Here is a 12128-nt window from a genome sequence, read left to right as displayed (position 1 = left end):
TACAAAATTTAACGGCAAGAAGACGCGATCCATGGAAACGGCAACCCAACCCAAGCTTGAACTGATTCAAGTCGCCGATGTTGTAGCGCGCGAAAAAGGTATCGAGCGCGACGAGGTGCTCGAGGCGATGGAGCAGGCGATCCAGAAAGCCGGTCGCTCCAAATACGGCCATGATCACGACATCCGGGCGAATATCGACCGTCAGACCGGCGCCATCGAGCTGATGCGCGTCACCGAGGTTGTCGATGAGGTCGAGGACGAGGTGACGCAGATCCTGGTCAGCTCCGCACAGAAGCGGAACCCCGAGCTGAAGGTCGGCGATCTGATCGTCGATCCACTGCCGCCGATCGATTTCGGCCGCATCGCCGCGCAGACCGCCAAGCAGGTGATCGTGCAGAAGGTTCGCGAGGCCGAGCGGGCCCGCCAGTTCGCGGAGTTCAAGGACCGGGTCGGCGAAGTCGTCAACGGCATCGTCAAGCGGGTCGAGTTCGGCAATGTCACCATCGATCTCGGCCGGGCCGAGGCGGTGCTGCGCCGCGACGAGCTGCTGCCGCGCGAAAGCTTCCGTAACGGTGACCGCGTGCGGGCCTATATCTACGATGTCCGCGAGGAACAGCGCGGCCCGCAGATCTTCCTGTCGCGCACTCATCCGCAATTCATGGCCAACCTGTTCAAGCAGGAAGTGCCGGAAATCTACGACGGCATCATCGAGATCAAGTCGGTGGCCCGTGATCCGGGCAGCCGCGCGAAAATCGCGGTCATCTCCTACGATGGCAGCATCGATCCGGTCGGCGCCTGCGTCGGCATGCGCGGCTCGCGCGTGCAGGCCGTGGTCGGCGAGCTGCAGGGCGAGAAGATCGATATCATTCCCTGGTCCGAAGACCCGGCGACCTTCGTGGTCAACGGCCTGGCGCCGGCTGAAGTCAGCAAGGTTGTGCTCGACGAAGAGCAGCGCCGCATCGAAGTCGTGGTGCCGGACGACCAGCTCAGCCTGGCCATCGGCCGCCGCGGACAGAACGTGCGTCTGGCCTCGATCCTGACCGGCTGGGATATCGACATCCTGACCGAGGCCGAGGAATCCGAGCGCCGCCAGGAAGAATTCAAGACCCGGTCGCGGACATTCATCGACTCGCTTGATATCGATGACGTGATTGCCCACCTGCTGGTTGCCGAAGGCTTCAGCACGGTTGACGAGATCGCCTACTCGCCGCTTGAGGATCTGGTCGAAATCGAAGGTTTTGATGCGGACATTGCCGAAGAACTGCAGAACCGGGCATTGGTCTTCGCCGAGGCGGAGCGTACCCGCCTGCAGGATATGTCCAAGGAACTCGGCGTTGCCGAAGATCTGCTCGCCTTTGACGGTTTGTCACTGGCGCAAATCGTCGGCCTTGCCGAACAGGGCGTGAAAACTCTGGACGATCTGGCCGATCTGGCCGGTGACGAGCTCATCGAGATGCTTCCGGATGCCGGTTTCGACCAGGCTGCGGCCAATGGCATCATCATGGCGGCCAGGGCTCACTGGTTTGAGGATGAAGAGGGCGACACGCCCGACGCTGGCGCCGAAGACGCCGCTGGGGAGGCTCATGACGAGACCCCGGCAACATGAGCGGCCCGCGCTAACCGAGGACGATGATCCGGGCCGCGGTCTGCGGCGCTGCATCGCCACCGGTGAAAGTGTTGAGCCGACGCGGATGATCAGGTTTGTCATCGGACCCGATGACGCGGTGGTCCCGGATCTTTCCGAAAAACTTCCGGGCCGTGGTCTGTGGGTGACGGCGAGCCACGCTGCGCTCACCGAAGCCAGCCGCAAGAGGGCATTCTCTCGAGCGGCAAAGCAGAAAGTCGCGGTGCGCGAGGATCTCGTCGAGGCGGTGGAGGCCATGCTGGTCGCTTCGGCCCAGTCCCTTATCGGTCTGGCCCGCCGGGCCGGTGCGGCCATTGCCGGTCACGCCAAGGTGGAAGACGCCCTGCGTCACAGAAAAGCCGCGCTCCTCATCGAAGCGTCCGATGGCGCCGTCGATGCCCGCGAGCGCATGAAGCGCCTCGGTGACGGAATTCCGTCAGAGGCTTTGCTGACTCGGTCGGAGCTCGGAGCGGCGTTCGATCGGGAGCAGACCGTACACGCGGCCATCCTGGCGGCGGGAGACCATTCAAGGGGCCTGACGGTCCGATTGACACGTGAATTTGCAAGACTCTCAGGTTTCCGGGGCGATATTTCGCGACTCGGGTTGGAAAACATCGGCTAGGGGTGTATTGAGGCCCCTGCTCGGTATTACGGAAAAGACGCGCGACCTAGAATGACAACAAGCAACGAGACTGATCGCAAGAAACTGAGCCTGTCCGGTAAGGGCAAACTTTCCCTTGGAAAGTCTGCCGACACGGATCAGGTGAAGCAAAGCTTTTCCCATGGACGTTCCAAGACGGTCCAGGTCGAGCGCCGGCGCAAACGCGTGGGTGGTCCTGGCGCCGGCGGTGACGCGGGCGGCCTGAGCGCGGAAGAGCGGGAACGCCGTACCCGGGCACTGAAAGAAGGCCTGCGCCAGCAGGAGGAGGCCGCGACCGCTGCCGCCGCTGCTGCCCCGCAAGCTGACGAGATTGCTGCATCTGCGGCCGAGGCCGCCGGGGAAAGCACTCCTGAGCCGACGGCGGCTCCAGAGCCCCTTGACCGGCGCCAGGCTGAACTTGAGGAAATGCGCAAGATTGCGGAGGCCGAAGGGCGTGTCCGCAATGAGGAAGCTGCGCGGCTCGCTGAAGAAGCTGCGGCGCGCGAAGCGAAAGCCAAGGCTGAGCTGGCCGCCAGTCGGCCGCCAGAACCCCGTAGTGCGCCAGCAGGGCGTGCCCCGGCAGGACGTGCCGCAGATCCGGCGCAGCCGGCACCGGCGGGCGATGACGATTCCGATGTCCGGCGCGTCAAGCGCCGCAGCCCGGGCGGTCCGGCGACACCGGACCGGCGTCCGGCACCGACCCCGAACCGGCGCGGCGAACAGCGCCGCAGGTCCGGCAAGCTGACGGTTTCCCAGGCTCTGGATGATCGCGGCGGTGAGCGCTCACGCAGTCTCGCTTCCGTGCGCCGTGCCCGGGAGCGCGAAAAGCAGCGGTTGCGCGAAGAGGGTGGCGAACAGGCGAAGCAGGTTCGTGACGTGATCATTCCTGACGCGATCACCGTGCAGGAACTCGCGAACCGGATGGCCGAACGCGCTGGTGACGTTATCAAGTCGCTGATGAAGATGGGCATGATGGCAACCATCACGCAGTCCATCGACAGCGATACGGCGGAACTGGTCGTGGCCGAATTCGGGCACCGCTCGAAACGCGTCTCCGAATCCGACGTCGAGCGTCAGCTTCAGGGCAAGGACGATGCGCCGGAGGACATGCAGCCGCGTGCGCCGATCGTTACCGTCATGGGCCATGTCGATCACGGCAAGACCTCGCTGCTCGACGCGCTCCGGAGCGCCGATGTGGCCGGCGGCGAAGCCGGAGGCATCACCCAGCATATCGGTGCCTATCAGGTCACCGTGCCGTCAGGCGCGAAGATCACCTTCCTGGACACACCGGGCCACGAAGCCTTCACCGAGATGCGGGCGCGCGGCGCCAATGTCACGGACATCGTTGTCCTGGTGGTGGCGGCCGATGACGGCATCATGGCGCAGACGGTTGAAGCCATCCGGCATGCGAAAGCGGCCGGTTGCCCGATCATCGTTGCAGTCAACAAGTGCGATCTTCCGGACTCCGATCCGAGCCGGGTGCGCCAGGAGCTGTTGCAGCACGAGATCGTGGTCGAGGAAATGGGCGGCGACGTCCTGGCGGTGGATGTGTCCGCCAAGGCCAGAACCGGTCTCGACAAGCTTGAGGAAGCCATTCTTCTGCAGGCCGAAGTGCTCGAGGTCAAAGCCAATCCGGACCGCCGTGCGGAAGGTGCCGTGATCGAGGCGAAGATGGAAAAGGGACGCGGCAGCGTCGCAACCGTCCTCGTCACCAACGGCACCCTGAAAGTCGGCGATATCTTTGTCGCCGGCGCCGAATGGGGCCGGGTGCGGGCGCTTCTGAATGATCGCGGCCAGCGTACCGACAATGCCGGTCCGAGTATTCCGGTTGAGGTTCTCGGTCTGCAGGGAACACCGGTCGCGGGCGATGAGTTCGCGGTGGTCGAGACGGAAGGCCAGGCACGTGAGATCGCCGAATACCGGCAGCGCCAGATGCGCGAGAAATCGGCGGTCGCCGGTGCTCGTGGGTCCGTCGAGCAGATGCTTTCGGCGATCGCGGCCGGTCAGGCCGAGGAATTGCCGGTGGTCATCAAGACCGACGTACATGGGTCTCTGGAGGCGATCCGGAACACCCTCGAGAAAATCTCCAACGATCATGTGGCCGTTCGAATCCTGCATGGCGCCGTCGGCGGCATCAGCGAGTCGGACGTGACCCTGGCAAAGGCGTCAGGCGCCCTGATCATCGGCTTCAATGTCCGGGCCATCCCGCAGGCGCGGGACATGGCGCAGCAGGAAGGCCTCGAGATCCGCTATTACTCGATCATCTACGAGCTGATCGACGACATCAAAGCGGCGCTCACCGGCATGCTGTCTCCGGATCTCAAGGAAGAGTTCCTCGGCAATGCGGAAATCCGCGAAGTCTTCAATATCACCAAGGTTGGCAAGGTTGGTGGCTGCATGGTCACAGAGGGCATGCTGCGCCGCGCCGCCAAGGTGCGTCTGCTGCGGGACAACGTGGTAATCCACGAGGGCACGCTGAAGACGCTCAAGCGCTTCAAGGACGAGGTCCGTGAGGTTCGTGAGGGCTTTGAGTGTGGTGCTGCCTTCGAGAACTACAACGATATCCAGGCCGGCGACCTCATCGAGTGTTTCGAGGTCAAGGAAGTCGCGCGAAGCCTGGAATCGGTCCAGCGGGCAAGCACCTCGTCCTGACCGGGCCGGGGTTTGACTGTCACACTGTCTGACGGGAGCTAAAAATTGGTTGGATCGCACCCTGAAAAAGCAGGGCGGCGCGGGCGCGCGCCGTCACAACGCCAGCTGCGCGTCGGTGAAGAAGTGCGTCATATGCTTGCCGGCGTGTTCCAGCGCGGCGAGCTGCATGATCCCGAACTCGATGGCGTGTCGATCACGGTAAGCGAGGTCTCGCTCAGTCCGGATCTGCGTAACGCCACAGTGTATGTGATGCCTCTCGGCGGCGGAGAATCCGCGGACGTGCTGGGCGGCCTCAAGCGGGCGGCGCCCTTCTTGCGCACCATTCTGTCCAAGCAGATGACCCTGCGGACCGTTCCGCGGCTCAGCTTCGTGATCGACACCGCCTTCGAGACGGCAAACCGGATCAACGCAATGTTCCAGAATCCGGTGGTTCGCGCGGATCTGGAGAAAGCGGCGCCGGAAACGGACGGCGATCCGGACGAGGACGACAATGGCGCGTAGGAAACGCGGCAATCCGGTCAATGGCTGGGTCATTCTGGACAAGCCCTATGGTGTCACCTCGACCCATGCGGTGGCCGCCGTCCGGCGCATATTCGACGCCCAGAAGGCCGGACATGCCGGTACCCTTGATCCCCTGGCCACGGGCATCCTGCCGATCGCTCTCGGCGAGGCGACCAAGACGGTTCCCTATGTCATGGATGCCTCGAAGGAATATACCTTCGAAGTCACCTGGGGCGAGGAACGGACAACCGACGATCTCGAGGGTGAGGTGTGCGGCGCGACGGACGCGCGTCCCGACACTGCCGCGATCGAGGCCGCGCTGCCACAGTTCCAGGGGCTGATTACCCAGGTCCCGCCGAAATTCTCCGCCGTGAAGATCCAGGGCCAGCGGGCCTACGACCTGGCGCGCAGGGAAGAGCCGGTCGAACTGTCGCCGCGCCAGGTGCGGATCGACTTTTTCGAGCTGGTGGAAGCGGTGGACGCGGACCACGCGCTGTTTCGCGTCGGCTCCGGCAAAGGCGCCTATATGCGCAGTCTGGCGCGGGATATCGCGCGCGCTGCAGGCACGCTCGGGCATATTTCCATGCTGCGCCGGCATCGCGTCGGCCCGTTCCTGGAAGCAAATGCGATTTCTCTGGATTCCTTGAAGGCTTTGGACCATAGTCCCGCCGCTTTCGAGCACCTACTACCGGTCGAAACAGCGCTAGACGGCATCCCGGCGCTGACTTTGACCGGTGCAGAGGCAAATAAACTCAGATGCGGTCAGTCCGTTCCGGTCTTCCGGGCCCTGGACCTTGACCGTTTCGGAGATCTTCGGGAAGGCGACCTCATGTACGCCGTTTCCGGGGGCAGTCCCGTTGCGATCGGACGGATCGACGGCGGCTGTATTTGTCCGATGCGCGTACTCAACCTTTGACCTAGGAGTATCCGATGTCGATTACGCAAGAGCGCAAGACTGCGCTGATCGAACAGTATGGCCGCAAAGAGGGCGATACCGGTTCCCCGGAAGTGCAGATCTCGATCCTGACCGAACGGATTGTGAACCTCACCGAACACCTGAAGACCCACAAGAAGGACTTCCACTCCCGCCGTGGACTTCTGATCATGGTTGGCCAGCGCCGCCGTCTGCTCGACTATCTGAAGAGCAAAAATGTCGAGCGCTATCAGGTCATCATCAAGGAATTGGGCCTGCGCCGCTAATCCCTGCAGCGCTGCCGAAAACAGTAACGCGTCCGCCCTGCGATTTCCGTGGGGCGGTTTGCGTTTCTGCAGGGCTTTCGGGATTGCCATATTGGGTTTGACGCCCCCGGCGATCCATGCGATTGAAAGCCCGCTCAATAGAGGAAAAAACCGAAGAACCGTACCGATGAGACACCGATAAATATGAGCCGTGTGTCACCTCGCTCGACCCTATGTTCGGTAACCATGGGCCCCCTGACCAGTTCTCCCGCGCCCCGTGAGGCGATGCGTTCGAAGAACCGGACCGGATTGCTCCATTTCAGGCCAGACACAGGACAGGACGAGGATCGGATCCGAGCGGTTCGGCTTTGAAGGAAAGCTGAATGTTTCAGATATACAAAAAAGAGATCGACTGGGGCGGGCGCAAGCTGACGCTCGAGACCGGGAAAGTCGCACGTCAGGCCGACGGCGCCGTCATGGCGACGATGGGCGAGACGACTGTTCTGTGTACCGCTGTCTATGCACGGCAGCCGAAGCCGGGAATCGACTTCTTCCCGCTGACCGTGAACTACCAGGAAAAGACCTTTGCCGCTGGCAAGATCCCGGGTGGCTTCTTCAAGCGCGAAGGTCGTCCGACGGAGAAGGAGGTGCTGACCTCGCGCCTCATCGACCGTCCGATCCGTCCGCTGTTCGTCAAGGGCTTCAAGAACGAGACGCAGGTCGTCTGCACCGTTCTGTCCCATGACCTGGAAAACGATCCGGACGTTGTCGCCATGATCGGCGCCTCCGCCGCGCTGACGATTTCCGGCGTGCCGTTCCTCGGCCCGATCGCCGCCTGCCGCGTCGGCTACAAGGATGGTGAATACATCCTGAACCCGCGCCAGAGCGATCTGCCGGACTCCGATCTCGACCTGATGCTTGCCGGCACCCAGGAAGGCGTGCTGATGGTTGAATCCATGGCGTCCGAGCTGTCGGAAGAGGTCATGCTCGGGGCTGTCAGCTTCGGACACAAGGCGTTCCAGCCGGTGATCGACGCGATCATCGATCTTGCCGAATCCTGCGCCAAGGATCCGATGGATCTGCCGGCCGAAAGCGAAGATCTCGGCCGGGTTCGCGATGCCCTGAAGGCCGCGATTTCCGCTGACATGACGAAGGCCTATGCCGAGCCGAACAAGACCCAGCGGCAGCAGAATGTCTCCGAGGTCCGGGAAAAGGGCATGGCCCTGTTCGAGGACGAAGCGGACAAGAACCTCGCCAAGGGCCTGATGAAAGGCATCGAAGCCGATGTCGTGCGTGGCGCCATCCTGAAGACCGGCCAGCGGATCGACGGTCGCGACACCAAGACGGTGCGCCCGATCGTCTCCGAAGTCGGCATTCTGCCGCGCGCCCACGGTTCCGCCCTGTTCACCCGCGGTGAAACCCAGGCACTGGCCGTCGCCACCCTCGGCACCGGCCAGGACGAGCAGATCATCGATGCGCTCGAAGGCGAATACCGCGAGAACTTCATGCTGCATTACAATTTCCCGCCCTACTCGGTCGGCGAAACTGGCCGCATGGGCTCCCCGGGACGCCGCGAGATCGGCCACGGCAAGCTTGCATGGCGTGCGGTGCGTCCGTTGCTCCCCAGCAAGGAGGCCTTCCCCTACACCATCCGCGTGGTCTCCGAGGTGACTGAATCGAATGGTTCCTCCTCGATGGCGACCGTCTGCGGCACCTCGCTCTCGCTGATGGATGCGGGCGTCCCGTTGTCCTCTCCGGTGGCCGGTATCGCCATGGGGCTGATCAAGGAAGGCGACGATTTCGCCGTCCTGTCCGACATCCTGGGTGACGAAGACCATCTCGGCGACATGGACTTCAAGGTTGCCGGCACCGAGAACGGCATCACCTCCCTGCAGATGGACATCAAGATCACCTCGATCACCGAGGAGATCATGAAGATCGCTCTGGATCAGGCCAAAGACGGCCGGGTCCACATCCTCGGTGAAATGTCCAAGGCCCTGACCTCCTCCCGCGAGGGTGTGTCCGAGAATGCCCCGCGGATCACCACCATCACCGTGCCGACCGACAAGATCCGCGAGATCATCGGCCCGGGCGGCAAGATGATCCGCGAGATCTGCGAGATGACCGGCGCCAAGATCGATATCGACGATGACGGTACCGTGAAGGTCGCGGCGGTCGATACCGCGTCCACCGAAGCGGCGCTCGAGCGGATCCGCTATATCGTTGCGGAGCCGGAAGTCGGTGTGATCTACAACGGCAAGGTCGTGAAGACCGTCGATTTCGGCGCCTTCGTGAACTTCCTCGGTGCCAAGGACGGCCTCGTTCATATCAGCGAACTGAAGAACGAGCGGGTCGGCAAGACCACCGATGTGGTGAATGTCGGTGACGAGGTTAAGGTCAAGGTTCTCGGCTTCGACGACCGCGGCAAGGTCAAGCTGTCCATGAAGGTCGTGGATCAGGAAACCGGCGCCGACCTGTCTGCAGAAGAAGCCTAGGCGGTCTTCTGCAAATGAGCCTCCGGCTGTCCCGCTTTGTCGGACATCGCGGGATTGCCGCTGAGGCTCCCGAAAATACATTGACCGGCTTCCGCCTTGCGGCGGAGGCTGGTTTTTCGTGGGTCGAGTTTGACGTGATGCTGAGCGCGGACGATGTGCCGGTGCTGCATCATGACGAGGTGCTGGGCCGCACGGATAACGGCGTGGGACCGGTTGCGGCGCAGACTGCGGCGCAGCTGAAGACCCTTGATGCCGGCGCCTGGTTCGGCCCGGGCTTTGCCGGTGAGCGCATCCCGACATTCGAGGAAACGATCTCCTGCTGCCGGGCTCTGGGGCTTTCCATGAATGTGGAGATCAAGCCGACGACGGGCCGCGAAGTGCGGACGGCCGAGATTGTCTCGGCGTTTCTGAACAGGCTGTGTCCGGATCTCACGGACCGGATCATCGTGTCCAGTTTCGTCCCGGAATGTTTGCGGGTCGCGCAAGAAAAAGCCCCGGATTTTCTCCGAGGCTATCTGTCAGACACAATGGCAGAAGACTGGCACGCGGCCGCCAAGGGCCTTGGATGCTTCTCAATTCATCCAAACCATGCCTGCCTCGATGCGGCGTTGATTACAGCCGTTCATGAGTCCGGCTTCCGGGTTCTTACCTATACGGTGAACGATCCGGCGCGCGCGGCAAGCCTCATCGGCTGGGGTGTTGACGCCGTCATCACGGACGAGCTCTTGGCTGATGCGCTGGCCTGAGCAGCCCGGCCTGCATTCATCCGGGCCAGATCACGCCAATATCCCAGCATGAAGACCCGCATCGCGGACGGAACGGAGCTGGATGCGCGGGTCCGGTCAATCTCGTTTATCAGGGCCTTGACGTCATAACCGAGCCTTTTCGCCACCAGATCGAACATCGACCATTCTTCAGGATGCAGGCAGATGCTTGTGCGTCTGTTCTCAAGGCGGAAATGGCGGCGGACCATACGGCTCGCATCGCGGTCGCCGTCCTCAACCGTCTTCAGAGCGGATCCGAGTATATCGTTACCCTGTCCGGACGATTTCAAGCTGTCTGCCATGAGGTGTCTCCAAGTAGTAGGGTATTTATAATTGTCACTATTCCCAGAAAAATGGGAAAGCGCAAGCGTAAATTGTTCGATCTACCCGTCTAGCGTGTTGATTTTGCATACAAAGGTACACGAAGATCAGCAAAGTCATTGAAAATAATGAAGAAAAAACTTCACACGCAACAAGCTTATTATGAGGGGGATTCTCAGATTTCCAGAAAAATGGAAATTGCATTCCCAGAGAAATGGGAATATGGTTTTGCTATGGGCCGTTATAGAAACGCGATATCCAAGCTCGAGACGGAATTGCGGTACCGTTGTCACCGCTATTACATCGAGACCGGGATCCGGAAATACAAACTCGCTTCCGCGGCGGGCATTTCCGATACCTTGCTTAAAGGTATCGAGAGTCCGGACTTTGAAGCCTCGATGAAGACCCTGCAGCGGCTCGACGAGGTCATTCCGCAAGATTGGGAGCCGGCCGGCACCAGCCGCAGCGAGAAGCTCGTGCTTCCCGGGCAGACCGATCCGGTCATTGGCTACAAGATCTGGGAAAGCGATCTCAGCCGCAGCCGCAAGCTCTATGTTCGCGACGAACTCCTGCATGGCCTCGATCCAGATCAGATGGAGCGGTGCGCCGTCTATATAGAGAAGGTGCGGGAGCCGGACGGCCGCCTGATCGAAGGCAAGTTCAAGATCGAGGTGCTGCGGGCCATCGCGCCGCAATGTGCCATTCATATCTTCGATGTGGGCAATGATGACCCGGACGACTATTTCATCGAGCACTGGGATACCGGCACCGGGTTCTGGAAGGGCGCGGACATGACCGGGATGAAGTTCGCGGAGCTGGATGACGAGGCGCTACGGGGCTGCCAGCTTGAGGACTATCTCGTTTGCCGGGAAACGAAGTGGGCAAATCTCTCGATCGTGCATCGGGATTATGCGCACGGCGAAGAACGGAATTTCCTCCGTCTTCTCTTTCCTTTCGAGGCGAGGGACGGATCGCCGAAGATCCTCAGCATCACCCGGCCGCAATCTTCTGGACTGGCCGTGGATCTGCTGAAGAAAAAGCTTCCAGGATTTGAGCTGAAGGGCGGCGAAGGCATCGTCGACCTGCGCACCCGGCGACCCTGAGGCCGCGTCAGTCCTCGGCGCGCTCCGGCTTCGGAATAGCGACGGTATGGAAGCCGCCGTCGACATAGTGAATTTCCCCGGTTACACCCGCTGACAGGTCACTCAGCAGATAGAGGCCGGCCTGCCCCACTTCATTCAGGGAGGCATTGCGTTTCAGCGGCGCATTGCTCTCGGCGAAGCGGAAGGTATGCCGGGCATCGGCAATGGCCGAGCCGGCGAGGGTCTTCATCGGGCCGGCGGAGATCGCGTTGACCCGGATGCCGTGCTCGCCGAGATCGGCGGCCAGATACCGGACACTTGCCTCCAGCGCCGCCTTGGCGACACCCATGACATTGTAGTTTGGCGTTGTCCGGTTGGCGCCAAGATAGGAGAGCGTGAGCATGCTGCCGCCATCCTTCATCAACGGCCAGGCGCGACGGGCGACATTGGTGAAGGAAAAGCAGGAGATATCCAGGGTATTGAGGAAATTGGTGCGGGAGGTGTCCGCATAGCGGCCCTTCAGCTCGCCCTTGTCCGAATAGGCAATGGCGTGCAGGACGAAATCCAGCTTGCCCCAGCTTGCCTCGATTTCCGCGAAGGCGCGGTCGAGGGCTTCGTCATCGGACACGTCACACATCACGGCGACAGCGGAACCGACGCTTTCCGCCAGCGGGTGCACCCGCTTCTTCAGGGATTCATTCTGGTAGGTGAAGGCGAGTTCCGCGCCCTGGGCCGCAATCGCCGAGGCGATGCCCCAGGCAATGGAGCGCTCATTGGCGACCCCCATTATCAAGCCGCGCTTTCCGGCCATCAGTCCCTTGAAGGGCGCAGTCGCGGCATCGCGCTGATCGGCAGAGTCGTCAATCAGGT

Annotated in this window: 11 protein-coding genes; 9 read left to right on the top strand and 2 right to left on the bottom strand. The window is 61.8% G+C overall.

What is annotated here, in order from left to right:
- The first annotated feature begins 31 nt into the window (after positions 1-31).
- The 8 genes from nusA (at position 32) to ugpQ (ending at position 9837) form a co-directional block, all read left to right on the top strand.
- Positions 32-1606 (top strand): transcription termination factor NusA, encoded by a 1575-nt coding sequence (gene nusA, locus RH950_RS16435; protein WP_350058701.1) that lies wholly within the window; start codon positions 32-34, stop codon positions 1604-1606.
- On the top strand, positions 1584-2246 hold the full coding sequence (locus RH950_RS16430; RefSeq protein ID WP_350058699.1) for an RNA-binding protein: 663 nt from the start codon (positions 1584-1586) through the stop codon (positions 2244-2246). The genes nusA and RH950_RS16430 overlap by 23 nt, the downstream gene beginning before the upstream one ends.
- Positions 2247-2297: 51 nt before the next feature.
- Positions 2298-4916 (top strand): translation initiation factor IF-2, encoded by a 2619-nt coding sequence (infB, locus tag RH950_RS16425; protein ID WP_350058697.1) that lies wholly within the window; start codon positions 2298-2300, stop codon positions 4914-4916.
- Positions 4917-4961: 45 nt separating this feature from the next.
- Positions 4962-5417: a 30S ribosome-binding factor RbfA gene (rbfA, locus tag RH950_RS16420; RefSeq protein ID WP_350058695.1), complete on the top strand. Its 456-nt coding sequence runs from the start codon at positions 4962-4964 to the stop codon at positions 5415-5417.
- A complete protein-coding gene (truB, locus tag RH950_RS16415) occupies positions 5407-6333 on the top strand; it encodes a tRNA pseudouridine(55) synthase TruB (RefSeq protein WP_350058693.1) in 927 nt (308 codons plus the stop codon). Before rbfA ends, truB begins: the two co-directional genes overlap by 11 nt.
- A 14-nt stretch (positions 6334-6347) precedes the next feature.
- Positions 6348-6617 carry a 30S ribosomal protein S15 gene (gene rpsO, locus RH950_RS16410; RefSeq protein ID WP_350058691.1) on the top strand — a complete coding sequence of 90 codons (270 nt, stop codon included), beginning with the start codon at positions 6348-6350 and terminating at the stop codon, positions 6615-6617.
- A 362-nt stretch (positions 6618-6979) separates the two neighbouring features.
- Positions 6980-9091: a polyribonucleotide nucleotidyltransferase gene (gene pnp, locus RH950_RS16405; RefSeq protein ID WP_350058689.1), complete on the top strand. Its 2112-nt coding sequence runs from the start codon at positions 6980-6982 to the stop codon at positions 9089-9091.
- 14 nt (positions 9092-9105) lie between these two features.
- Positions 9106-9837 carry a glycerophosphodiester phosphodiesterase gene (ugpQ, locus tag RH950_RS16400; protein ID WP_350058687.1) on the top strand — a complete coding sequence of 244 codons (732 nt, stop codon included), beginning with the start codon at positions 9106-9108 and terminating at the stop codon, positions 9835-9837.
- Here the strand turns inward: ugpQ and RH950_RS16395 are convergent.
- On the bottom strand, positions 9741-10064 hold the full coding sequence (locus RH950_RS16395; protein ID WP_350059165.1) for a ribbon-helix-helix domain-containing protein: 324 nt from the start codon (positions 10062-10064) through the stop codon (positions 9741-9743). The genes ugpQ and RH950_RS16395 overlap by 97 nt on opposite strands.
- Positions 10065-10409: 345 nt before the next feature.
- Between RH950_RS16395 and RH950_RS16390 the strand changes: the two genes are divergently transcribed.
- Positions 10410-11279 carry a hypothetical protein gene (locus tag RH950_RS16390; RefSeq protein WP_350058685.1) on the top strand — a complete coding sequence of 290 codons (870 nt, stop codon included), beginning with the start codon at positions 10410-10412 and terminating at the stop codon, positions 11277-11279.
- 7 nt (positions 11280-11286) lie between these two features.
- Here RH950_RS16390 and RH950_RS16385 read toward each other — a convergent pair whose 3' ends face one another.
- Entirely contained in the window at positions 11287-12069 is a 783-nt protein-coding gene (locus RH950_RS16385; RefSeq protein WP_350059164.1) for an enoyl-ACP reductase FabI, read from the bottom strand.
- Positions 12070-12128: the final 59 nt, after the last annotated feature.

It is taken from the genome of Nisaea sp., from assembly GCF_040217065.1.
Classification (GTDB): Bacteria; Pseudomonadota; Alphaproteobacteria; order Thalassobaculales; family Thalassobaculaceae; genus Nisaea.
This window is presented reverse-complemented; position numbering and strand designations above follow the sequence as displayed.